We start from the raw sequence: 21,990 nt of genomic DNA, 5'->3' as shown, positions 1-21,990 counted from the left end.
CTACAACTACAACATGAAACTGTTACTCGATTTTCTACCGATTGTTCTGTTTTTCGTCAGCTTCAAATGGGCTGGCAGCAACCCCGAACAGGCTCAAGCCATGCTGGAGCCCATTCTGGGCAGTATTTCCAATGCAGAAGTACAAACAGCACAATTGCCAATTTTGCTCGCCACAGTGGTCGCCATTCTGGCCACAGTGCTGCAAATTATTTACCAGAAAGCCACCGGCAAAAAGGTAGAGAACATGCAGTGGATCGGCCTGATCCTGATCGCCGTGTTTGGCGGGGCCACATTGATTTTGCAGAATGAAACCTTCATCAAGTGGAAACCCACCGTTCTTTACCTGGCCATGGCAGCAGGTTTCCTGATTGCATATGCCTTCAAGCGAAATCCGATTGAATTGATGATGAAAGGCCAGGTTGAGCTGCCGCCCCATGCATGGGTGAATTTATTGTGGGCCTGGGTCAGCTTTTTTGTCGTGATGGCCGTTTTGAACATTGCGGTTGCCTACTCCTTCTCGACTGAGGTGTGGGTGGACTTCAAATTATTCGGCTCTTTGGGGGCCACCCTGATCTTCGTGTTTGGGCAAGGCTTTTACATGTCGAAACACATGAAACAACCCAATGAACAAAACAGCGAGGCCAAGTAATCCATGGTCACTAGTGAAGACATCAAACAGCGCCTTGAAACTGCACTCGATGCCGAAGTGGAAGTCATTGATGAATCTCACCTACATGCGGGGCATGAAGGTGCCAAGTCTGGCGGGCGGCATTACCGGGTCAAACTGAAGTCTGCACGCTTCAATGGGCTGAGAACATTAGCGCGCCATCGTCTCGTGTATGATGCTTTGGCAGAATGGATGAAAAAAGAAATCCACGCCTTGGCTATTGATTCCACTGAGGACTCCACCGAAGACGCATGAATGAATGGCAGCCAAAGTCATCCGTATTAACTCTCTGAGACACAAGGTTATTTTGTTATGTTGAAAACCACCCTGAAAGCAACTTGCCTGGCCGCCGTAATGGTTCTGGGCACCCCCGTGCATGCTCAAAACGCCGCTGTGGTGAATGGTCAGTCCATTCCAAGCGCGCTGGTTGACTTCATCATGGCCGAGCAGGAAAAGCGCGGCCAGGCTGCCTCACCGGAAATGCGCGCCACCATTCGTCAAGAACTGATCAATCAGGAAGTGATGAAGCAGGAAGCCGTGAAGAAAGGCTTGGGAAGCAGCCCTGAAGTGAAATATCAGGTGCAAATGATGAATCAGGCCATTTTGGCCAATGCATTGCGTGAAGACTTTTACAAGAACACCAAGCTGACCGACAAAGAAGTCGAAACCGCATATGCTGAAATTGCCAAAATGATGGGCGGCAGCGAGTTCCGCGCCAGCCACATTCTGGTTGAGCAAGAAGCCGAAGCCAAAGCAATTATCGACCAGTTGGGCAAAGGCGGAAAATTCGCAGACATCGCTAAGGCGAAGTCCAAAGATCCCGGTTCAGCACCCAATGGTGGTGACCTTGATTGGGCCAACCCCAACAGCTTTGTGCCCGAGTTTTCTCAAGCCATGGTCGGCCTGAAGAAAGGCGAATACACCAAGACCCCAGTGAAGAGCCAGTTTGGTTACCACGTCATTCTATTGGCCGATACCCGTCAGGCCACCCCACCCAAGCTTGAGGAAATTCGCCCGCAGCTTGAGCAGAAAATGATCAACGACAAGTGGGAAGAGTACCAGGGCAAACTGTTGTCAGGTGCCAAGGTCAAGTAAACACTTTCAGTGTCCTGAATTAAAAAAGCCGCCAGTCAAAACACTGGCGGCTTTTTTTAACGAATAGTGATTCAGGCATTGCTTATTCTGTCAATTGCGGCCTGGTACACATAACTCTGACGCAGATCGTCCCAATTCACCGATTGCCCGGATAGCAAACGACTCAGGCGACGGCTTCTTACTTCCCTGTTTTCATAAACTTCGGGCACTGGTTTATTAACCAAAGTGTCAATGTCATCGAAGTTGTTGCAAGCCAGTACGGCATCACAACCCGCCTGCAAAGCAGCGCTTGCTCGGGCACGAATATCCCCCACTCCATGCGCCCCCACCATGTCCAGGTCATCACTGATCACTGCACCGTCAAAGCTGAACTTCACCCTCAACACCTCCTGAATCCAGAAGCTGGAGAAACACGCTGGCATAGGGTCCACTTCGGAATACACCACGTGAGCCGGCATGATGCTGGCCATGTTCAGGGTCGAATTCAATTGGTAGGGCAGCGCGTCCACCTTCAAAATTTCATTCAAAGGGCGATTGTCGTGAGGCAAAGCCAAATGGCTGTCCAGACTCACCCAACCATGACCGGGAAAATGTTTTCCACAGGCCTGCATGCCAGCCAAAGCCATACCATTCATCAAAGCCGAGGATAGGCGGGAAACCATTCTGGCGTCTTTGCCAAACGAGCGATCACCAATAATTTCACTATTGCCCCAATCCAGGTCCAGTACGGGCGCAAAACTCATGTCAATGCCACAGGCGCGCAATTCGGCGGCCATGACAAAGCCTGCCTCACGGGCCAAAAGCACTGCATCATCAAAATCAGTTTCGGCACGCTGTCCAATTTGGCGCATCGACGGAATTGCAGTAAAACCGTTCCGAAAACGCTGTACTCTGCCGCCCTCGTGATCCACGAAAACAGGTTTGCTCAAACCGCCGTTTGAGCGAATAGATTCTACCAAATCAATGAGTTGCGCTTTGCTTTCAAAGTTCCGCGTGAAAAGAATAAGTCCGCCAACGGCCGGGTTTTGAATACGTGCAATGTCCTCTTTGGACAAAGTCAAACCCGTCAAACCAATGATGAATGGACCTAGCATATTGAATGAATTCCTTAATGTAATTTATTGTTTTGAATATAAAATTACCGTTGCCATCACGTAATTTTGTTCATCACTGATTGAAATTTTTGCCTGAGCCCTGCGGGACTGTAACCAATTCTCGAGACGTTCGGAATAGACCAAAACGGGTGCCCCGGAATCGCTATTCAACACTGACAAATCCTGGAACGAAAAATGGGCACCCACTCCTGTGTCCATGGCCTTGGAAAAAGCTTCTTTGGCGCAATAGCGTGTTGCAACAAACAAGGTTCCTCGAATGGCTGATTTGTCGGATCGGCGTTCGTATTCATCAATCTCTGCTGTAGTCAGCACGCGTTTGATAAACACATCCCTGCCCTTGCGCAACAAACCCTCAAGCCGATCCACCTCAAGAATGTCACAACCCAAACCAAGAATGTCATCTATCATCGAGGCAATTAAACCTATTTTCGTCTATCGGGGCCGAATTGCATCCAATTTTGCTGAAATCATAAGCTCTTTCATTTTCTTGATTGCGCCTTCCCAACCCATGAACACCGCATTGGCAACAATGCTATGACCAATGTTCAACTCTGAAATGGTTTCAATCGCGGCCACTGGTTGCACATTGTCGTAATTCAAGCCGTGCCCTGCATTCACTCGTAGGCCCTCGGCCACCCCAAAATTGGCCGACTTCCGAATTCTGGACAGCTCGAGCTCAACCGCAGATCCCAGCGCGTGGGCATATCGCCCAGTGTGCAACTCAATCGCGTCCGCGCCGCATTTCAAGGCTGCCTCGATTTGATCCAAGTCTGGGTCAATGAACAGCGAAATTCTCATTCCTTGGTCTTTCAAACGTGCCACAGCAGGCGCGATCAGGTGAAAACCACCAATCACATCCAGGCCGCCCTCGGTCGTCACTTCTTCCCGGCGTTCAGGCACAAAGCACACGTCCTGAGGCTTTACATCCTCGACCAGGCGAATCATTTCCTCAACCACCGCACACTCAAAATTCATACGCGTACTGATCAAAGGCCGAATTCTTCGCACATCGTCATCCTGCATGTGGCGCCTGTCTTCACGAACATGCACGGTGATGGCATCCGCGCCATATTCTTCAGCCAGCAGAGCAGCCCGCAATGGATCGGGCTCATGCCCCCTGCGGGCTTGGCGGATCGTGGCCACGTGATCAATGTTTACACCGAGTTCAATCATGCTCTTAACAAATGCTCCATCCAGACTCTAGACATCAAACCGTTGGGCGCGATGTGCGTCATCAACAGTTTGCGGGTAATCGGTTTTAAGGCACTCGCAGCAGACTTTGACCAAATGCCATTCTGAATTTCAGCAATCCACAATCCCTGGACCATCTGCTCAACGCTGCTACTCGTCGAATTGTTTACATTTCCCCCGTCTGAGGGAGACCAACCCTCCTGGTCTTGCCACACGTAGTGACGCTCAGGATCAATTGCTACGCCAGTCCTGTCCTGCTGCCAATCAAGGCCGTATCCCAAGGATTGAAGCAAGCCCACCTCAAACTGGCGAATACACACATTCATGTCATCGCCACCAGCCAAACCCAATAAGGTGTTTTGATACAACTCGAACAAATCTGGGTGCGTGTCCTCGCGGCTCAAACCGCGCATCAGTAATTCATTCAGATAATAAGCAGCAAACAAAGCTTTGCCATCTGGCGACATCAAACCACCCAGCCACTCGGCTTGCATCAGGGTTTTGACTTCTGACTTGCCGGTAAAACGAACTGAAAGTGGCTGAAAGCTAACCAACACCGCTCGCAAACCTGAATGCGGCCTTTTGGCGCCCTTCGCCACCACTGGCAAACGCCCGTGCTCCTTACAAAATAGCTCAACAATCAAACTGGTTTCCTTGTACGGCACACTGTGCAGTACATAGGCAAAATCAGTGGTAGATCGAGTGTTATTCATACCCCAGACTTTGAAGCAGGCTTGCATTGTCCGCCCAACCGCTGCGCACTTTCACCCAGGTTTCAAGATGCACGCTGCCACCAAACAAACGTTCCATGTCCTGCCGTGCTTCCGAACCAATTCGTTTCAGTTTCTCGCCACCTTTGCCAATAATCATGGCTTTGTGGGAAGAGCGATCTACCAGGATCGAGGCATAGATAACCCTTCGACCTTCCTCAATTTCGAATTTATCGATCACCACCGTGCAGGTGTACGGCAACTCATCACCCACCAAACGAAACAGCTTCTCCCGAATACGCTCTGCCGCAAGAAACTTTTCCGGACGATCGGTCAGCGTGTCTTCGTCGTAAAAGAAAGGTTGCTCGGGCAACAAGGCTGACACTGCTTCTTTTAGCGCATCCAGATTTTTAATGGCCTGCGCACTCAAAGGCACAATTGCATCAAAATTACGTTGCCCACTTACCTTTTGAAGAAAAGGCAGCATCTCGGCTTTCTTTTCCAGTAAATCGACCTTGTTCACAACGGCCACAAGCGGCACGCCCTTGGGGCAAAGCTCCAGTACCTTCATGTCGGCCGGGGTCAACTTGCCCTGCTCAATCACCCACAAAATTACATTCACGTCAGCCAATGCAGTCAGCACGGCTCGGTTCATGGTTTTGTTCAAGGCGTTGGAATGCTTGGTTTGAAATCCAGGCGTGTCCACAAAAATAAACTGGGTGGGCACATCTTTAATGGTCTCAGTCATTACACCGAGCACCCGGTGACGGGTGGTTTGCGGTTTGCTGGAGGTGATCGACAAATGCTCGCCGATCATTCCATTCATGAGGGTGGACTTGCCCACATTGGGGCGCCCCACCACGGCAATCACGCCGCATTTTGATTCGGCCATGTCATTGCCTCCTGCTGGCTTGATTGGGGTCAGAATACTCCCGTTCAAGCAATTCGATAAGCACCGCTTGCGCGGCGTGCTGCTCAGCCACCCGGCGAGAATGCCCTTGCCCAACCTTGGTAATTTCAAGGTCTTCAACTGCGCATTCCACACTGAACTCGGGACTGGCTGAGGTTCCACCCTCTACCAACACACGGTATATTGGCAGTTTCATGCGCTTGCCCTGCAGCAGTTCCTGCAGGCGGGTTTTGGGGTCTTTGCCCATGGACTCGATTGGAGTTTCTAGCATCACCGGCTTGAGCAAACGCACCACGCAATCGCGTGCGGCCTCAAAGCCTGAATCCAGAAGAATGGCACCAAAAAGGGCCTCAAGTGCATCGGCAACAATGCTGTCCTTGATGGTTTTCGCACTGCGAAGCTCGCCCGCCCCCAGAAACAAATACTGATCGAGCAACAGATTGCGACCCACCATGGCCAAGCAGTCTTGTTTAACCAGATGCGACCGCACACGCGACATTTTGCCCTCATCCATGTCGGGATGCGTTTCAAACAACAAAATGGAAGCGGCGCAGTTCAGTACACTGTCACCCAGAAATTCCAGACGCTCGTTGTGATGGCTGCTGTAGCTGCGATGTGTTAAGGCAAGGTGAAGCAAGGCCTGGTCTTTGAACGAGTACCCCAATGCAGCTTCAAGACTTGAATACTTTGAACTATCCACTCAATACCTCCAGGCTGGCTTTAATGAAACAAGCCAATTCGGGAAAAGTCATTGAAGTTCATCCACACCAAAAATGCCTTACCAACCACTTGCTCATCCGAGACGAAGCCCCAGATGCGACTGTCGCTTGAGTTGTCCCGGTTGTCGCCCATCATGAAATAATGCCCCTGCGGTACCACACAGCGAAAGCCTGTGACATCGTATTTGCAGTTGTCCCGATTCTTGAACGACTGCGCACCAATCACGTAGGGCGGCGCATCTTCATCGTTCAATACCAGGTGTTTTTTACCGCCCAGGGTTTCCTGAAATTGCAGTGAATAAGAAAAATTATTGGGGTCGTAGTACTTGTCCAGTTCTTTCACTGGTAGCACCTGACCATTAATAGACAGCTTCTTGTTTCGATATTCCACCACGTCACCACCCACGCCCACCACGCGCTTGATGTAATCAAGGGAGGGGTCAAGCGGGTAACGAAACACCATGACATCGCCACGCTGAGGATCGTTAATTGGAATGATTTTTTTATCGACGATTGGCAAGCGAATACCGTAGGTGAATTTGTTCACCAGAATAAGGTCGCCAATCAGCAAAGTTGGAATCATCGAGCCCGATGGAATTTTGAACGGCTCCACCACAAACGAACGCAACACAAACACAAACAAAATAACTGGAAAAAAGCTTGCGCTGTATTCCAGCCACAATGGCTGCTTCATGTACTGCTGACGAATTCGCCTTTCAGCATCACCGTTCAGGTTGGCATTGCCCCCCGCACCAGCCAAGGCTTGCTCTGCAGCTATTTTTCGTTTTGGCTTGAACACAAACACATCAAGCACATAGAAAAAGCCGGTGAACAACACCAGCAAAAACAAAATAAGGGAAAAATTCATTGTTATTTGTCTTCCACTTGGAGAATAGCCAAAAACGCTTCTTGCGGAATTTCCACGTTACCGACCTGCTTCATGCGTTTCTTGCCTGCCTTTTGCTTTTCCAACAGTTTTTTCTTGCGTGAAATATCACCCCCGTAGCACTTGGCCAATACGTTTTTACGCAGGGCTTTTACAGTTTCACGGGCAATAATGTTGGCGCCAATTGCCGCCTGAATGGCCACATCAAACATTTGACGGGAAATGATTTCCCGCATTTTGCCCGCCACTGCTCGGCCTCGGTAAACCGCATTGCTTCGGTGAACCATGATCGACAAGGCATCCACTTTCTCACCGTTAATCAGCATGTCTACTTTCACAATGTCTGCTGGCCTGTATTCCTTGAATGCATAGTCCATAGATGCATAACCACGCGAGGTCGACTTCAACTTGTCAAAAAAGTCGAGAACGATCTCGGCCATGGGCATCTCAAATGTAATGCGCACCTGCCGCCCGTGGTAAACCATATTGGTTTGCGTACCACGCCGCCCAGTACACAGCGTCATCACCGATCCCACATACTCTTGGGGCATCAACAAATTCACAATCACAATCGGTTCACGAATTTCATCGACGCGGCTCAGATCAGGCATTTTCGAAGGATTGTCTACGCGAAGTATGGTGCCATCGCGCTGCTTGATTTCATACACCACCGTGGGGGCAGTCGTAATCAAGTCCATGTCAAATTCGCGTTCCAGGCGCTCCTGCACAATGTCCATGTGCAACATGCCCAGAAACCCGCAACGGAAACCAAAGCCCAAAGCCTGAGACACTTCAGGCTCGTAATTCAGGGCGGCATCGTTCAAACGCAGTTTGTCCAAGGCCTCACGCAAGGCCTCGTATTGATTTGATTCCACAGGGAACAAACCAGCAAAAACCTGCGACTGCACTTCCTTGAAACCTGGCAGGGGTTTATCAGCAGGCTTGCCAGCCAAGGTCACTGTGTCGCCCACCTTGGCGCTTTCAAGTAATTTGATACCCGCGTTGATGTACCCCACTTCGCCAGCAGACAGCGATTCACGCGCAACCGACTTGGGCGTAAACACACCCACGTCGTCGGCAATGTAAGTGTCGCCTGTGGCCATCAGCTTGATCTTGTCTTTGCGGTTGAGTACACCATTGATCACGCGAACCAACATCACCACACCCACATAGTTATCAAACCAGCTGTCGATAATCAAGGCTTGCAAAGGTGCATCGCGACTGCCGCGAGCAGGTGGCACCTTGTTGACGATCAGCTCCAGCACATCGTCCACGCCGAGACCGGTTTTTGCGGAAATGGCAATGGCCTCCGAAGCATCAATACCAATCACATCTTCAATTTCTGATTTGGCATTTTCAGGGTCGGCTTGTGGCAAATCAATTTTATTCAAGACGGGCAATACTTCAACACCCAGGTCCAGGGCTGTGTAGCAATTGGCCACGGTTTGGGCCTCTACGCCCTGCGAGGCGTCAACAACCAGCAAAGCGCCCTCACAGGCTGACAATGACCGGCTTACCTCGTAAGAAAAATCAACGTGCCCCGGAGTGTCAATCAAATTGAGCAAATAGGTGTTGCCGTCTTTGGCTTTGTACGTGAGCGCTGCGGTCTGCGCTTTGATCGTGATGCCACGCTCTCGCTCAATGTCCATCGAATCAAGCACTTGAGAATCCATTTCCCGGTCGCTCAAACCACCACATTTTTGAATCAAGCGGTCGGCAAGCGTGGATTTCCCGTGATCAATGTGGGCGATGATCGAAAAATTGCGTATGTGCTGCATTTGCATCATTAAAAAGGGGGCTGCTTGGCCCCCTGAGAATTTCGGTAACGTCTCATTTTACCCGATCAGGCCTTGCTTTACAGCATATTTCGCTAGGCCTATCGAGTTGTTCAGAACTAAAGGCTCAGGGTGTCAGTACCACGAAGAAAGAGTTCTCTCCACGCCGCACCAACATTGGGGCTGCCTGTCCTTTTGGAATCGCCTTCACCAGATCGGCAAACTGCTTGGCCGAGGTGATGTCGGTTCGACCCACTCGCAGAATTACGTCACCCGCCGTAATGCCCGCCGCTGCGGCCATACCGACAGCATTGCGCACCACCACACCGCCAGCCAGGTTCAAAGTCGACTTTTCCTGAGCGGTTGGATCGGTCACGGTCAAGCCAAGTTTGTCAGCCTCAACTGGTTTTGGTTTTTCAGCAGGTGCCGCCGCTGGCTTTGCAGCCTCAGTTTCAAATTCTGCCACTGTAATTGACACAGTTTTCTCAGCACCTTTGCGCCACAAAACCATATTAACTTTGCTACCCGGCTTGGTTTCACCCACTATTCGTGGCAAATCCGAGGCCTTCTCCACTTTCTTGCCATCAAAGCGCAAAATAATGTCACCAGCGATTACACCCGCTTTGTCGGCTGGGCTGTCTTTGCCAACAGACCCCACCAAGGCACCCACAGCGGAATCTAGTCCCAAAGCCTTGGCCACGTCTTTGTCCACCTCTCCGATTCCAACGCCGATACGCCCGCGACTTACTTTGCCGTTCTCACGCAATTGCTTGGCCACACGCATGGCTTCATCAATTGGAATGGCAAAAGAAATACCCATGAAACCGCCAGTGCGGCTGTAAATCTGGGAGTTGATGCCAATCACTTCGCCATCAAGATTCAACAGTGGGCCACCAGAGTTGCCGGGATTGACAGCCACGTCAGTTTGAATAAACGGCAAATACTCACCCGTATCGCGGCCTTTGGCACTCACAATACCCGCGGTCACTGAATTCTCGAGACCAAAAGGTGAACCGATCGCAACCACCCATTGACCTACCTTGGTGTTGTTCACGTTGCCAATTTTCAGAAATGGAAGGTTCTTGCCTTCAATTTTCACCAAAGCAACATCAGTGCGCTGGTCTGAACCAATCACCTTGCCCTTGAATTCACGCTTATCAGGGAAAGTCACAATAATTGATTCAGCACCATCTACCACATGGTGATTGGTCAGCAAGTAGCCGTCTGAATCGATTACAAAACCTGAGCCTACACCACTCGGTACTTCACGTTCCGGGGCCTGCTGGCCTCCACGAGGTGCTTGGCCCGGCTGTCCTGGCATCGGCGTGCCTGGAGGCATGAAGCGGCGAAAAAACTCGAAAAACGGATCATTGGGATCCATACCCGGAAAACCGGGGAAGCCCTGAGGGTTCTGGCTTACTTTTTGGGTGGTGCGAATATTGACCACAGCGGGACCAACGCGATCCACCAAATCGGAAAAGTCGGGCAAGCCGCGTGAGTTGGCTTGGGCATGGGCTGGAATCGAGCCTGCAAAAAGCAATGTGGCCAGCAAAAAAAAGGCCATCCATACAAAATTTCGGGAATTCAACACTTCAGATCTCATTTAAAAATTTCCTTGTTATTGAGACTTCCAACGAACGGACTTTAAAAAAAGTCCCAAGGTCTTCTCGGGCACTTCACCCAGCACTGTTACTAGGTGCTGGCCCTGAGTTTCAGACTTCGACATCACTGCACCGTGGCTCATAGGCACTTGCGGCATTGAGTGACTGGCTTGTATTTTCTGAACAAACACTGACAATGTAGACAAACCATCCGAATAAACGGTTTGATGAATCTGATCGTCCTTGGATTTCACCCTGCAAACCGTGTCAGCCTTCTTGAATCCAAATGCGATGTCTGGAAGATCATAGGTCAGTTCGCTGGGGGTCAGTGTACGCACCTCTGTGCTACTGGTTCGCCACCCAGGCCCTGCCTTGGCCAACGAGGGATTTTCTATCAGTGCCGGTTCAAATGATATTTCCTTAAACCCCACGTTTTCAAGCACCTCACCCTGCGGAGAATACAGCTCCGAGCGCATTAAAAGCTTGTTTTCGCGATCGACGTAAAGCCTATATTCGTAACGCAAATCATCTTTCGGGGTCAACTTCAATACACGCACCGCACGGCCCGCAACACGGCGACCTGGCATTTCACTGATTGTGTATAGCTTTTCAAGGGAATTGGAACCGTCCGCCCCGGCCAGCACTCTGGGAAATGCAATCGAGGTATGGCGACGCTCAGTCAGGATCATTTTACGATCGGGGATCACACATTGAATTTGATCGTTGTGCCGAATCCACTTTGCAGGCTGACCGTCGAGTCGTTCAAGCACCTCGAACTCACCACCTGCAGTTGCCTGATGCAAAAGCTTGCTGGTTTGAGAGTGTTTGCCAGATTCGGTGATCAGCAACCCCGAATAGCTCAAGGATTTGGCTTGATCGTGGCTAGCCCACACCAAACTCCACAGGCTTTGATCCGCGTGCGCAGCGAAAGCGACCGAAGCCAACAAAACGCCGGTTGCAACATGTTTGGCAAAGTGAAACGGGCGGTACATCTTCATAGTTTCAATGTCACTTAGCGGCGGGATGAAACATAATTGAACTCAACACTGGGATCGGTGCTATAAGGGGAAGGTTCCCACACATTCATCCATTCACCAGCGCCAGAGTTGTTCACGATAATGGTTTCGGTGTTATCCAGCATCGGACGGTCTGCTTCTACCCTGGCTATTGGCGACACACCCGACAATCCGCCTCGAATGCTGTTCTGTTGATGAGCCATGAAATATTCTTGCCAAAGTGCCAACTCTTCATCGGTAAATGTATTTTCGACAGCCTGTGTCCGAACCATTTGTACCTGGCTATCCAAGGGTGGGATGGCTTGGTTCAATGCGAAACTGAAAAATCCCACGGCAGCCACCGAAGCCAGCAAACGACGCGAACGCCCAGCGGCAAATACGCGCTGCAGTGCAGTTTGACGGCCCATTTGAGCAGCCAGAACTGGCGCAACCACTGTGGGCTCGTTTTCCAGACTTGCCGAAATGCGCCCCACCAAATCTGGCGAGTGAAATGCGATCATCTCGCTTGAACGAATCAAGTCGCCCACCGCGCAATAACCCTGCCAGGTCTGGGCCTCTTCGGCACCCATGGCGCCAAGCAAGCGTTTAAGCTCAGCTTCATCAAGCTCGCCGTCCAACATCGCGGAAATTTGTTCGTTTCTGTTCATTTCTACACTCACCGGTTTACCAACGCTTACTGCCTTTGGGTTCCAACAAAGGTTTGATTTTTGCCGCAATGGATTCTCGCGCACGGAAGATTCGGGATCGAACCGTGCCGATTGGGCAATCCATTGCCGCGGCAATCTCTTCGTAACTCAGGCCATCAATCTCGCGCATGACAATTGCAGATCGCAACTCTTCGGGTAACGCCGCCATGGCCTCATTGACCGCTTCACCGATCTGCTTGGTTTGGTAGAGCGATTCCGGCGTATCAATGTTACTAAGAGCAGCATTGTCTTCAAAAGTTTCACTGTCCCCGTCATTTGATTCTTTCAGGGTAGAAGGACGCCGTCCCTGCGTCACCAACAAATTCTTGGCGGTATTAATGGCAATGCGGTAGATCCAGGTGTAAAAGGCGCTGTCACCCCGGAAATTACCGATGGCCCTGTAAGCCTTGATGAATGTTTCCTGAACCACATCCTCAATGTCTTCCTGATTGCGAACCATGCGCGTGAGCAAGCGGGCCACTCGCCTGTGGTATTTGTTCACCAACAAGTTGAATGCGAGTTTGTCACCCGCCTGAACGCGCTGAACGATCAACAGATCATCGTCTTTATCGGAGGACATTCATCCTCCAAAAATAACTGGAAAGTGAAGGGTTTTCGGCGTTTTCATGCGACTGTAGCCGACACGCCAAAACACGCAGCTTACGAAACGCCGGTGAAGAAGCAGGTACAAACAGCACCCTGGCTTTCAAAAATGCAGATTGTTGTGAAAACAGGAATATGCCGAACGGCAAAACCCAAGCCCGATAAAAAGAAACCAGATGGTGCTCCTGTCCGTTTGATATTGCGCGGATCAGAAAGAACCGGGGATCAAACTTAACGTATGTGTCTGAATCGCATTCCGAGGTGAAGTTGAACACAAGCTTTTCGGGTTTGCGCGAGGCAGATACAACACGGGCAGCGAATGTAAATTCATTCAACATGCTGCCCGACCGAATGTTTGACAAGGAGCGCCCCGTTACACCCGTGCAATGGCCAAGGTACCGTTGGTACCGCCAAAGCCAAAGGAATTAGACAAGGCCAGTTTGATGTTCATCTCGCGGGCCGTGTTGGCGCAGTAATCGAGATCGCAACCTTCGCCAGCCTCAATCAAGTTGATTGTGGGTGGCGAAACCTGGTGATGAACGGCCAGTGCAGTGAATACGGCTTCAATGCCACCCGCAGCACCCAGCAGATGACCTGTCATGCTTTTGGTTGAATTCACCACAGTTTTGTAAGCGTGATCACCCAGTGCACGCTTGACTGCCATGGTTTCGGCTACATCCCCCAAGGGAGTCGAAGTACCATGTGCATTCACGTAGTTCACATCATCGGCGTTCATACCGGCATTGCGCAAAGCGGCTTTCATGCAGCGCGCTGCACCATCACCATCCGCACACGGGGCTGTCATGTGGCTCGCGTCGGCACTCATGCCGTAACCCACCACTTCCCCATAAATTTTTGCGCCACGTTTTTTGGCATGCTCGTATTCTTCAAGCACCAGAACACCGGCGCCCTCGCCCAAAACAAAACCATCACGGTCTTTGTCCCAGGGGCGACTTGCAGCTGTTGGGTCATCATTGCGGGTAGACAAGGCACGCATGGCAGCAAAACCACCGATGCCCAGTGGTGAAACAGTGGATTCAGCGCCACCGGCAATCATGACATCGGCATCACCGTACTCAATAATTCGCGCAGCCTCACCAATTGAATGCGTTCCCGTTGTACACGCAGTCACCATGGCAATATTAGGACCTTTCAGGCCGTACATAATGGACATGTGGCCGGAGATCATGTTGATGATGCTACCTGGTACAAAAAATGGGGAAATACGGCGGTACCCTTTGTTGATCAAATCAGTGTGCGTGTCTTCAATCATCGGCAAACCACCGATACCGGAACCAATGCTTACGCCAATTCTTTCAGAATTTTGTTCGGTCACTTCAAGACCAGAGTCTTTGAATGCCTGAATGCCTGCAGCCAGCCCATAATGGATGAATGTATCCATTCGAGCAGCTTCTTTCCCGGGAATATATTCAGCCACGTCGAAGCCTTTGACTTCGCCGGCAATTTTTGCTGTCAGGGCTTCCGTTTCGAACCGGGTAATGGTCGAAATGCCAGATTTGCCTTGGGTCAGGCTTGTCCAAGCCTCGCTTACAGAATTACCCACAGGGCTAATGATGCCCAAACCGGTAATAACAACTCGTCTACGGCTCACAAGCCCTCCCTATATCCAATGTTTGCTTGAACAGGCAGGGGCCGAGGAAGGCAGGCTTCCTCCGCACCCCTTCAAATTCAGCCATTAAGACTTAGAGTTTGTCTTAACGTAATCAATCGCTTGTTGAACTGTGGTGATCTTTTCAGCTTCTTCGTCAGGAATTTCTGTTTCAAATTCTTCTTCCAAAGCCATGACCAATTCCACTGTGTCCAAGGAATCAGCGCCCAGATCATCTACGAAAGAAGATTCGTTCTTGATTTCCTCTTCTTTTACGCCGAGTTGCTCGGCCACAATCTTTTTAACGCGCTGTTCAATGTTTTCCATTACGGAGCCTCCGTGGGTTTTTAATAAAATCGAGTGAGAATAGCAAAGCGATATGACAGATCATATTCTAAATGCCTTGCTATTAGCCCATCCACATTCCACCATTCACGTGTAATGTGGTTCCAGTTACATACCCCGCCTGATCGCTGGCCAGGTATAGCACTGCCGCAGCAATGTCGCCTACCTGCCCCATACGACCCAACGGGATTTGTTGCTTCAACTGATCCACTTGCGTTTCGTTCAGTGCATCAGTCATGTCAGTTTGGATGAATCCGGGCGCCACACAGTTTACCGTGATATTGCGACTTCCCAGTTCACGCGCCAGCGCTTTTGTCATTCCCGCCACGCCAGCTTTGGCCGCAGCATAATTGGCCTGCCCGGCGTTGCCGCTTGTGCCCACCACTGAAGTGATGTTGATCATACGACCAGTACGTGCCTTCATCATCGGTTTCATGGCCAGCTTGGACAACTTGAACACGGCAGACAGGTTGGTGGCGATCACCGCATCCCAATCTTCGTCTTTCATGCGCATGGAGAGCTGGTCACGGGTAATTCCGGCATTATTGACCAAAATCGCCAAGGGCCCTAATTCTTCAGCAATTCTTGAAAACAAGGGTTCAAGATTTGCCGTATCGGTCACATTAAGTACCGCACCAAAACCTTTTACGCCTGCGGCCTTTAAACCTTCAGAAATGTCAGCTGCACCCGCCTCAGAGGTGGCTGTGCCTACCACGGTAGCCCCTGCTCGGCCCAAGGTTACGGCGATTTCACGGCCTATGCCACGACTGGCACCCGTTACCAAGGCTACTTTTCCGGTCAAATCAAACATGGTCATTCGGCTAATCCTTTTATTCGGCGCCAAGCGCCGCATGAATGCTGTCCGGATCAAAAATATTGACCACAGGTACATCGCTGATTCGCTTCACCAAACCCGCCAACACCTTGCCTGGACCACATTCCACAAACAGTGTTGTGCCGGCAGTGGTCATGGCTTGAATGGTTTCAACCCACCGAACCGGGCCATAGGCCTGACGCACCAGCGCATCACGAATTCTTGCGGGATCGGATTCTACAGCCACATCAATGTTGTTGTACACAGGCATTGATGGAGTACTGAAATTTGTGTTGCTCAAAGCAGCCGCCAATTTGACGGAAGCTGGCTTCATCAGGCTGGAATGGAAAGGCGCGGACACAGGCAACTCAAGGGCACGTTTGGCGCCCAATGCCTTGGCGGCCTCGCAAGCCGTTTTCACCCCTTGGGCGCTACCGGCAATCACCACCTGGCTAGGTGCGTTGAAGTTCACGGCTTCAGCCACTTCACCATTCACGCAAGCCTGCTGACAAGCCTGCTTAACCTGCTCATCGGTCAAGCCTAGAATGGCGGCCATGCCACCCTGCCCCACAGGAACAGCCTCTTGCATGGCTTGGGCACGAATACGAACCAGCCCCAAACCCTCGGAGAGACTGAAAACACCCGCTGCAACCAGCGCTGCGTATTCACCCAAAGAGTGCCCTGCGACCAAATTGGGCATGGCACCGCCAGCAGCAAGCCAGGCGCGCAGAACCAGCACATCGGCCATCAACATGGCTGGCTGTGTGTTGGTAGTCAAGTTGAGTGATTCAGCCGGCCCTTGTTCAATCAATGCTGCAAGGTCTTGCCCCAGTGCCTGCTCGGCCTCCAGTGCTGCTGTGGCGTAAACGCTGGCCGTGAATTGATTGCTTTTGAATGCATTCAGCATACCCACGGCTTGCGAACCCTGCCCAGGAAACAGAAAGGCGATTTTTTTTGTCATTTTCGAGGAATTCATCTAATTTGCAATTTGCGCTATTTTACATGCGAACGAGCACACTGCCCCACGTAAAACCGCCCCCGACACCTTGTAACAACACGTTATCGCCTTTTTTAATTTGTTTTTGCTCTACGGCGTGGTTCAAAGCCAAGGGAACAGACGCCGCCGACGTGTTGCCATGCATGCCAACTGTGATCACTACCCTTTCTTCAGGAAGCTTCAGTTTTTTGGCAACCGAATGCAAAATTCGAACATTGGCTTGATGTGGCACCAAGAAATCCAGGTCTTCAAGCTTGAAATTCAGGCTTTCAAACAACTCAAGCGCATTGCTGCCCAACACCGACACAGCCTGACGAAACACCGCTTGCCCATCCATGCGCAAAAAAGGATCACCCACAATTTTCCCGCCGTCGATGCGACCAGTGGTGTTCAAAATACAGCCCAGAGTGCCGTCGGAGTGCAACTTGCAGCCCAAAATACCCGGCTCGTCACTGGCTTGTAAAAATACAGCACCAGCACCATCTCCAAACAGCACACAAGTGGTGCGGTCACTCCAATCCATCAGGCGGCTAAATACCTCAGAACCAATAACCAACGCATTCCTGACCTGACCAGAACGAATCATGGAATCAGCGACAGTCAGCGCATAGACAAAGCCGCTGCAAACGGCTTGAATATCAAAAGCCATTGCTTTTTTAGCGCCAATTTCAGCTTGAACTGCACACGCGGTAGATGGGAAAACCTGGTCGGGAGTTGAGGTCGCCAAAACGATCAAGTCAACCTGATCGGGAAACACCCCTGCAGCATTCAAGGCTTGCAAAGCGGCCTTACTGGCCATTTGACAGTTGGTTTCATCGGCTTCGCAAAGGTATCTTTGCTTGATTCCGGTGCGCGTTTCAATCCATTCTGCACTGGTTTCCACGCCTTTGTTGGCAAGAAACTCGGTCAACTCTTGGTTTGAAACCGCACGCCTTGGCAGGCTTGCGCCGGTGCCAAGGATTGCACTGTATTGAGACATCAAATCACTTGGTCTGGTTTTGCCTCGGGTGGTAGCGCTGCAGCTTCTTGCGTGCTGTTAGACGCCGGAGCGGCCAATGGCACGTAGTGCGACATGGTGAGCCTGATACTGTCCAGCAAATTGCCGTTTGCTGCATCGTAAGCACGCTTGATCGCATAGAAGAAGGCATAGGCGTCTGCCGAGCCGTGGCTTTTGATCACAATCCCTTTAAGCCCAAGCAACGCTGCTCCGTTGTAGCGGCGGTGGTCCACCCTTTTTTTGAATCGAAGCAACACTGGTGCTGCAAAAACAGCAGCAACTTTGGGCCAAAGGCCTCTCTTGAACTCTGTCTTGATAATGTCACCCAGCATTTGAGCCAGGCCCTCAGAGGTTTTCAGGGCTACATTGCCCACAAAACCATCACACACCACTACGTCGGTGGTGCCTTTGTAAATATCATTTCCTTCCACGTTGCCATAGAAGTTTAGCTCGCTCGCGCGCAACAACTCAGAAGCTTTTTTGACTACATCATTGCCCTTGATGACTTCCTCACCAATGTTCAGCAAACCCACCGTGGGTTTTTCAATTCCCTCGGTGCCTTTTACGAACGCCGATCCCATGACCGCAAACTGGAACAGGTGGGCCGGCTCACAATCCACATTAGCACCAAGGTCGAGCATCAGGGTGCCTTTGCCTTTCATATTGGGCAAGGCCGATGCAATTGCCGGGCGATCGATACTGTCGAGGGTTTTGAGCACGAAACGGGAAATAGCCATCAGTGCTCCGGTATTGCCCGCACTGACGAACGCAGACGCCAACCCGTCTTTCACCAGGTTGGCACACACTCGAATGGATGAGTCTTTTTTATTGCGCAAGGCTTGCGCTGGCGGCTCGTCCATTTCAACCACTTCACTGGCGTGACGAATGGTGATTTGGGGATGCTCCAACGCTTTTTTCTTGGCCAAAGCTGCTTCAATTTCAGCCTGCTTTCCGACGAGCACTAGCTGAACATCGGGGTGCTGCTTGAGAAAGCGCAAACAGGCCGGGATGGTGACCGATAAACCGTGGTCTCCACCCATGCAATCAATCGCTATGCGAACCATCCGTTCTTAGACCTTTTGGTTTTCATGGCAACATGACTGCAGTTGCCTTTTTGATTTGTAAATAATTACTCGTCGGCTTTGGTTTTTACTACTTTCTTGCCACGGTACATGCCGTTGGGGCTGATGTGGTGACGCAGGTGTGTTTCACCGGAAGAAGAATCAGCGGACAAGGTTGGCGCTGTCAGGTTCTGGTGTGAGCGGTGCATGCCACGCTTCGAAGGTGATTTTTTGTTCTGTTGAACGGCCATTTTAAAGCTCCATGTATAAAAGTGTTACTTCTTGCTGCCCTTGAGCAAATCGCTCAGGTTGGCAAAAGGACGCTGTACTTCCTGTGTTGGGCCATCAGCAGTGTCATCCTGATGGTCGTCAGTATCTTCAAGGTCGGCACCCTCTTCTCGCCAGCTTCGCCCCGCTTCTTCAGCGCAGGCGTCATGCTTGGGGAACATGGGGCATGCCAACAAAATTTCGTCTTCCAGCCAATCTCGCAAGTTTATCGCACCCGGGCATGCAACAACGTCGGTGTCTTCATCTAGTGTGTCTTCATCGTAGCCATCAGCTTGAGCTTCGGAAGTCATTAAAATCAAATGACGATCAAAGTCGATGGCGTGCTGCACACCTGAATCACACACTACACAAGAAAGCTCTGCGGTAAACCGGCCTTTGAACCGGATAACGCTTTCAGACTTGGCGTTGATTCGCCCGGACACTTCCCAACTTTCGACATGACTGGTCAGAATGTTCTCATCGCTCGCCAATCTTGGGAAATCAAACTTTACATCTTCACTGCGGATGCTTTCACCCAAGCGAGAAAACGACCACGCGTCGAATTCATCAAACTGTTTTAATGGGCCTTTTTGGCGCATGCCGATAAGAAAAGCAGGAAACGCGCGATAATACTCTGCCTAACGTAATCTGTCAAAGCCAGCGCGCTATTCAAATGACCCGTTCACTGTATCTAGCTTCCAGTTCCAAGTACCGCCGCGAGTTGCTGACCCGCCTGCAAATCAACTTCAGGTGCGAATCGCCGCAAATTGACGAATCACCTGAACCCAATGAATCTCCGCTGGATACTTGCCAACGTCTGGCCAGGGAAAAAGCCATGGCAGTTGCCGCCGAACACCCCGCCGCCATTGTCATTGGATCAGACCAGGTGGCAGACGTGGATGGCGTGGCGATTAGCAAGCCAGGCACCCATGACAGGGCTCGGGCACAGTTACGCAGCATGAGTGGAAAAACAATTGTGTTCCACACCGCGGTTTGTATTTGCTGCAAGGAAACGTCTCAATCCATTGAATTTACGGTACCCACCTCTGTGGAGTTTCGGGCGTTGAACGCGGCTGAAATTGAACGTTATTTAATTGCGGAGGAGCCCTACGACTGCGCAGGTTCTGCAAAAAGCGAAGGATTGGGCATTTCGCTACTCAAAAGGATCGAATCGAGTGACCCGACGGCGCTGATAGGACTACCCCTGATCGAAGTGGCAAACGCGCTTCGACAATTCGAACTGACCCTACCCTGACATGCTTTATTTAGTCCCAAGCCCACTAAGCCAGAAAACACCAAAACAGCCTTTGCTAGAGGCAGATCTGGCATTGGTGCGGCAATGCAACACCTGGTTGGTGGAAAACGCAAAACCAGCCAGGGCTGCGCTGGGACTATTCAATATGCCAGTAGCCATTCGAGACCTTCAAATACTTGAAATTGCGCAATTGAATCCACAGCAACGCCATGATGTTATTCAGCGATGCAAGGCTGGAGACCCCATCGCGGTGATGAGTGACGCAGGCTGCCCTGGCGTGGCCGACCCCGGAGCAGAAATTGTTGCGTTGGCGCATCGACTGGAATGCCCAGTCCATCCTTTGGTTGGGCCAAGCTCTATTTTGTTGGCATTGATGGCAAGCGGCTTGAATGGTCAAAACTTCCGCTTTTACGGATATCCCCCCCTTGACCCCGGGCAGCGCGATGCGTGGATCAAGCAAAGCGAACGGGAGTCGAAGACCCAACAGTGCACTCAAATCGTCATTGAAACGCCTTTCAGAAACGAAAAACTGATAGACGCGCTGCTGAAACAACTTTCAGACTCGACATTGCTATGTATAGGCTGGGATTTGACTGGCGACGAGCAACAAATCCACACGAAGACGGTGGGACACTGGAAAAAGAGAGTGCCCAGCCCAGGCAAGTCACCTTGCCTGTTTTTGTGGCTGTCAGCCTGAGCTGTTTAAAACCGAATTATTGAAAACCCAGGGTTTGGCGTGCACCAAACTCTGGAAATACACTGCGAACACCTTGGCCAAACACCACGCCTACTCGCTCAGCAAAACGCTCTGCAAACGAATCCTGCTCGGTGTAGTCCAGAATATCCTCCGCCTTCAACACATCACGCGCGACAGTGTCGATTGAACCCAGCTCATCGGCCAAGCCCAGTTCGACACTCTTGGCGCCAGTCCAGACCAAACCACTGAATAACTCAGGGTTTTGGGCCAGTTTTTCACCCCGGCCTTCTTTCACGACCTGAATAAATTGCTGATGAATTTCCTCTGCCATTTGCTTTGCAAACTCAGTCTGGTAAGGGTCTGCTTCACTGAAGGGATCCAGGAAACCCTTGTTTTCACCTGCGGTAATCAAACGGCGTTCGACACCGAGTTTTTCCATGGTCCCTGTGAAGCCGAAACCGTTCATCACCACACCGATAGAACCAACCAAGCTGGCCTTGTCGACGTAAATTTTATCGGCTGCCGCGGCAACATAGTACCCACCGGATGCACACACCTCTTCCACCACCGCATAAAAAGGCTTTTCCGGATATTTAGCGCGCAGGCGCTTGATTTCATCGTTGATCAGGCCTGCCTGAACGGGACTCCCACCCGGGCTATTGATGCGAAGAATGACGCCAACTGAACCTTCACTTTCAAATGCTGTGCGAAGGCTGGAGTTGATTCGGTCGGCGCTGGCCAGGCTATCGCTGGCGATGACGCCATCGAGATCCACCAAAGCGGTATGGCGGCTGACCTCAAGACTGGGAGTGGCTGTAAGCCCCAATACAGAGGCAATCAAAATGCCCACGTACACCAAACCGATCAACTTGAAAAAAATACCCCAGCGACGCTTTCTTCGTTGCTCAACCAGCGCTTCAGAGGCCAGTTTTTCAAGGAGCTTGCGCTCCCATTGATTGTTTTCATCACTCATA

Annotated in this window: 27 protein-coding genes; 5 read left to right on the top strand and 22 right to left on the bottom strand. The window is 51.0% G+C overall.

Annotated elements, in window-relative coordinates:
- Nucleotides 1-13 precede the first annotated feature (13 nt).
- From B4N58_RS00930 to B4N58_RS00920, 3 genes are read left to right on the top strand one after another with little or no spacing between them, the layout of a single operon-like run.
- On the top strand, nt 14-649 hold the full coding sequence (locus tag B4N58_RS00930; protein WP_291744993.1) for a septation protein A: 636 nt from the start codon (nt 14-16) through the stop codon (nt 647-649).
- A 3-nt stretch (nt 650-652) separates the two neighbouring features.
- Nucleotides 653-922, top strand: a complete 270-nt coding sequence (locus B4N58_RS00925) for a BolA family protein (RefSeq protein WP_008249152.1) — start codon at nt 653-655, stop codon at nt 920-922.
- A gap of 57 nt (nt 923-979) precedes the next feature.
- A complete protein-coding gene (locus tag B4N58_RS00920) occupies nt 980-1,762 on the top strand; it encodes a peptidylprolyl isomerase (RefSeq protein ID WP_291744991.1) in 783 nt (260 codons plus the stop codon).
- 71 nt (nt 1,763-1,833) lie between these two features.
- Here B4N58_RS00920 and nagZ read toward each other — a convergent pair whose 3' ends face one another.
- The 21 genes from nagZ to B4N58_RS00815 form a co-directional block, all read right to left on the bottom strand.
- A complete protein-coding gene (gene nagZ, locus B4N58_RS00915) occupies nt 1,834-2,856 on the bottom strand; it encodes a beta-N-acetylhexosaminidase (RefSeq protein ID WP_291744988.1) in 1,023 nt (340 codons plus the stop codon).
- A 24-nt stretch (nt 2,857-2,880) separates the two neighbouring features.
- Nucleotides 2,881-3,285: a holo-ACP synthase gene (gene acpS, locus B4N58_RS00910; protein WP_291744986.1), complete on the bottom strand. Its 405-nt coding sequence runs from the start codon at nt 3,283-3,285 to the stop codon at nt 2,881-2,883.
- Nucleotides 3,286-3,309: 24 nt separating this feature from the next.
- Nucleotides 3,310-4,050: a pyridoxine 5'-phosphate synthase gene (locus B4N58_RS00905; protein ID WP_008249144.1), complete on the bottom strand. Its 741-nt coding sequence runs from the start codon at nt 4,048-4,050 to the stop codon at nt 3,310-3,312.
- Nucleotides 4,047-4,781, bottom strand: coding sequence for a DNA repair protein RecO (recO, locus tag B4N58_RS00900; protein WP_291744983.1), 735 nt, complete (start codon nt 4,779-4,781; stop codon nt 4,047-4,049). Before recO ends, B4N58_RS00905 begins: the two co-directional genes overlap by 4 nt.
- Nucleotides 4,774-5,670, bottom strand: a complete 897-nt coding sequence (gene era, locus B4N58_RS00895) for a GTPase Era (protein WP_008249141.1) — start codon at nt 5,668-5,670, stop codon at nt 4,774-4,776. The genes recO and era overlap by 8 nt, the downstream gene beginning before the upstream one ends.
- A 1-nt stretch (nt 5,671) precedes the next feature.
- Complete coding sequence (gene rnc, locus B4N58_RS00890) at nt 5,672-6,388, bottom strand: ribonuclease III (RefSeq protein ID WP_291744980.1); 717 nt, start codon at nt 6,386-6,388, stop codon at nt 5,672-5,674.
- 20 nt (nt 6,389-6,408) lie between these two features.
- Entirely contained in the window at nt 6,409-7,275 is an 867-nt protein-coding gene (gene lepB / locus B4N58_RS00885; protein WP_291744979.1) for a signal peptidase I, read from the bottom strand.
- A 2-nt stretch (nt 7,276-7,277) separates the two neighbouring features.
- Entirely contained in the window at nt 7,278-9,071 is a 1,794-nt protein-coding gene (gene lepA, locus B4N58_RS00880) for a translation elongation factor 4 (RefSeq protein WP_291745029.1), read from the bottom strand.
- A 124-nt stretch (nt 9,072-9,195) separates the two neighbouring features.
- Nucleotides 9,196-10,671 (bottom strand): DegQ family serine endoprotease, encoded by a 1,476-nt coding sequence (locus B4N58_RS00875; RefSeq protein ID WP_291744977.1) that lies wholly within the window; start codon nt 10,669-10,671, stop codon nt 9,196-9,198.
- Between the two features lie 15 nt (nt 10,672-10,686).
- On the bottom strand, nt 10,687-11,667 hold the full coding sequence (locus B4N58_RS00870) for a MucB/RseB C-terminal domain-containing protein (protein ID WP_008249135.1): 981 nt from the start codon (nt 11,665-11,667) through the stop codon (nt 10,687-10,689).
- 14 nt (nt 11,668-11,681) lie between these two features.
- Nucleotides 11,682-12,332, bottom strand: coding sequence for a sigma-E factor negative regulatory protein (locus B4N58_RS00865; RefSeq protein ID WP_291744974.1), 651 nt, complete (start codon nt 12,330-12,332; stop codon nt 11,682-11,684).
- A gap of 16 nt (nt 12,333-12,348) precedes the next feature.
- Nucleotides 12,349-12,951 (bottom strand): RNA polymerase sigma factor RpoE, encoded by a 603-nt coding sequence (gene rpoE / locus B4N58_RS00860; RefSeq protein ID WP_008249133.1) that lies wholly within the window; start codon nt 12,949-12,951, stop codon nt 12,349-12,351.
- A complete protein-coding gene (locus B4N58_RS00855) occupies nt 12,938-13,312 on the bottom strand; it encodes a hypothetical protein (protein ID WP_291744972.1) in 375 nt (124 codons plus the stop codon). The genes rpoE and B4N58_RS00855 overlap by 14 nt, the downstream gene beginning before the upstream one ends.
- Before the next feature lie 35 nt (nt 13,313-13,347).
- On the bottom strand, nt 13,348-14,586 hold the full coding sequence (gene fabF / locus B4N58_RS00850; RefSeq protein WP_008249132.1) for a beta-ketoacyl-ACP synthase II: 1,239 nt from the start codon (nt 14,584-14,586) through the stop codon (nt 13,348-13,350).
- An 84-nt stretch (nt 14,587-14,670) separates the two neighbouring features.
- Nucleotides 14,671-14,910 (bottom strand): acyl carrier protein, encoded by a 240-nt coding sequence (acpP, locus tag B4N58_RS00845; protein ID WP_008249131.1) that lies wholly within the window; start codon nt 14,908-14,910, stop codon nt 14,671-14,673.
- 82 nt (nt 14,911-14,992) lie between these two features.
- Nucleotides 14,993-15,745: a 3-oxoacyl-ACP reductase FabG gene (gene fabG, locus B4N58_RS00840; protein ID WP_291744968.1), complete on the bottom strand. Its 753-nt coding sequence runs from the start codon at nt 15,743-15,745 to the stop codon at nt 14,993-14,995.
- Nucleotides 15,746-15,758: 13 nt separating this feature from the next.
- A complete protein-coding gene (gene fabD, locus B4N58_RS00835; RefSeq protein WP_008249127.1) occupies nt 15,759-16,703 on the bottom strand; it encodes an ACP S-malonyltransferase in 945 nt (314 codons plus the stop codon).
- A 37-nt stretch (nt 16,704-16,740) separates the two neighbouring features.
- Nucleotides 16,741-17,718 (bottom strand): beta-ketoacyl-ACP synthase III, encoded by a 978-nt coding sequence (locus B4N58_RS00830; RefSeq protein WP_291744965.1) that lies wholly within the window; start codon nt 17,716-17,718, stop codon nt 16,741-16,743.
- Nucleotides 17,718-18,800, bottom strand: coding sequence for a phosphate acyltransferase PlsX (gene plsX, locus B4N58_RS00825; protein ID WP_083797109.1), 1,083 nt, complete (start codon nt 18,798-18,800; stop codon nt 17,718-17,720). The genes B4N58_RS00830 and plsX overlap by 1 nt, the downstream gene beginning before the upstream one ends.
- 65 nt (nt 18,801-18,865) lie before the next feature.
- A complete protein-coding gene (gene rpmF / locus B4N58_RS00820; protein ID WP_008249122.1) occupies nt 18,866-19,048 on the bottom strand; it encodes a 50S ribosomal protein L32 in 183 nt (60 codons plus the stop codon).
- A 24-nt stretch (nt 19,049-19,072) separates the two neighbouring features.
- Nucleotides 19,073-19,663, bottom strand: coding sequence for a YceD family protein (locus B4N58_RS00815; protein WP_291744960.1), 591 nt, complete (start codon nt 19,661-19,663; stop codon nt 19,073-19,075).
- 74 nt (nt 19,664-19,737) lie between these two features.
- Here B4N58_RS00815 and B4N58_RS00810 point away from each other — a divergent pair, with 74 nt between their 5' ends.
- Together B4N58_RS00810 and B4N58_RS00805 are read left to right on the top strand one after the other, a co-directional pair.
- Complete coding sequence (locus tag B4N58_RS00810) at nt 19,738-20,319, top strand: Maf family protein (protein WP_291744959.1); 582 nt, start codon at nt 19,738-19,740, stop codon at nt 20,317-20,319.
- Between the two features lies 1 nt (nt 20,320).
- Nucleotides 20,321-21,016, top strand: a complete 696-nt coding sequence (locus B4N58_RS00805; RefSeq protein WP_040512433.1) for an SAM-dependent methyltransferase — start codon at nt 20,321-20,323, stop codon at nt 21,014-21,016.
- A gap of 16 nt (nt 21,017-21,032) precedes the next feature.
- On the opposite strand, the gene B4N58_RS00800 is transcribed toward B4N58_RS00805, so the two are convergent.
- Nucleotides 21,033-21,989 carry a S49 family peptidase gene (locus tag B4N58_RS00800; RefSeq protein ID WP_008249111.1) on the bottom strand — a complete coding sequence of 319 codons (957 nt, stop codon included), beginning with the start codon at nt 21,987-21,989 and terminating at the stop codon, nt 21,033-21,035.
- Nucleotide 21,990 lies beyond the last annotated feature (1 nt).

Source organism: Limnobacter sp. UBA3528, from assembly GCF_002377005.1.
Lineage (GTDB): Bacteria > Pseudomonadota > Gammaproteobacteria > Burkholderiales > Burkholderiaceae_B > Limnobacter.
This window is presented reverse-complemented; position numbering and strand designations above follow the sequence as displayed.

Bases quoted from the DNA above. Each gene is read 5' to 3' on its own strand.
- plsX (WP_083797109.1), bottom strand. From the start codon at position 18,800: ATGGTTCGCATAGCGATTGATTGCATGGGTGGAGACCACGGTTTATCG.
- era (WP_008249141.1), bottom strand. From the start codon at position 5,670: ATGGCCGAATCAAAATGCGGCGTGATTGCCGTGGTGGGGCGCCCCAAT.
- B4N58_RS00830 (WP_291744965.1), bottom strand. From the start codon at position 17,718: ATGTCTCAATACAGTGCAATCCTTGGCACCGGCGCAAGCCTGCCAAGG.
- B4N58_RS00805 (WP_040512433.1), top strand. From the start codon at position 20,321: ATGCTTTATTTAGTCCCAAGCCCACTAAGCCAGAAAACACCAAAACAG.
- B4N58_RS00875 (WP_291744977.1), bottom strand. From the start codon at position 10,671: ATGAGATCTGAAGTGTTGAATTCCCGAAATTTTGTATGGATGGCCTTT.
- fabD (WP_008249127.1), bottom strand. From the start codon at position 16,703: ATGACAAAAAAAATCGCCTTTCTGTTTCCTGGGCAGGGTTCGCAAGCC.
- B4N58_RS00925 (WP_008249152.1), top strand. From the start codon at position 653: ATGGTCACTAGTGAAGACATCAAACAGCGCCTTGAAACTGCACTCGAT.
- fabG (WP_291744968.1), bottom strand. From the start codon at position 15,745: ATGACCATGTTTGATTTGACCGGAAAAGTAGCCTTGGTAACGGGTGCC.
- B4N58_RS00855 (WP_291744972.1), bottom strand. From the start codon at position 13,312: ATGTTGAATGAATTTACATTCGCTGCCCGTGTTGTATCTGCCTCGCGC.
- B4N58_RS00920 (WP_291744991.1), top strand. From the start codon at position 980: ATGTTGAAAACCACCCTGAAAGCAACTTGCCTGGCCGCCGTAATGGTT.
- B4N58_RS00800 (WP_008249111.1), bottom strand. From the start codon at position 21,989: ATGAGTGATGAAAACAATCAATGGGAGCGCAAGCTCCTTGAAAAACTG.
- rpmF (WP_008249122.1), bottom strand. From the start codon at position 19,048: ATGGCCGTTCAACAGAACAAAAAATCACCTTCGAAGCGTGGCATGCAC.
- B4N58_RS00870 (WP_008249135.1), bottom strand. From the start codon at position 11,667: ATGAAGATGTACCGCCCGTTTCACTTTGCCAAACATGTTGCAACCGGC.
- rpoE (WP_008249133.1), bottom strand. From the start codon at position 12,951: ATGTCCTCCGATAAAGACGATGATCTGTTGATCGTTCAGCGCGTTCAG.
- lepA (WP_291745029.1), bottom strand. From the start codon at position 9,071: ATGCAGCACATACGCAATTTTTCGATCATCGCCCACATTGATCACGGG.
- B4N58_RS00810 (WP_291744959.1), top strand. From the start codon at position 19,738: ATGACCCGTTCACTGTATCTAGCTTCCAGTTCCAAGTACCGCCGCGAG.
- B4N58_RS00865 (WP_291744974.1), bottom strand. From the start codon at position 12,332: ATGAACAGAAACGAACAAATTTCCGCGATGTTGGACGGCGAGCTTGAT.
- B4N58_RS00930 (WP_291744993.1), top strand. From the start codon at position 14: ATGAAACTGTTACTCGATTTTCTACCGATTGTTCTGTTTTTCGTCAGC.
- acpS (WP_291744986.1), bottom strand. From the start codon at position 3,285: ATGATAGATGACATTCTTGGTTTGGGTTGTGACATTCTTGAGGTGGAT.
- B4N58_RS00815 (WP_291744960.1), bottom strand. From the start codon at position 19,663: ATGCGCCAAAAAGGCCCATTAAAACAGTTTGATGAATTCGACGCGTGG.
- acpP (WP_008249131.1), bottom strand. From the start codon at position 14,910: ATGGAAAACATTGAACAGCGCGTTAAAAAGATTGTGGCCGAGCAACTC.
- lepB (WP_291744979.1), bottom strand. From the start codon at position 7,275: ATGAATTTTTCCCTTATTTTGTTTTTGCTGGTGTTGTTCACCGGCTTT.
- nagZ (WP_291744988.1), bottom strand. From the start codon at position 2,856: ATGCTAGGTCCATTCATCATTGGTTTGACGGGTTTGACTTTGTCCAAA.
- recO (WP_291744983.1), bottom strand. From the start codon at position 4,781: ATGAATAACACTCGATCTACCACTGATTTTGCCTATGTACTGCACAGT.
- B4N58_RS00905 (WP_008249144.1), bottom strand. From the start codon at position 4,050: ATGATTGAACTCGGTGTAAACATTGATCACGTGGCCACGATCCGCCAA.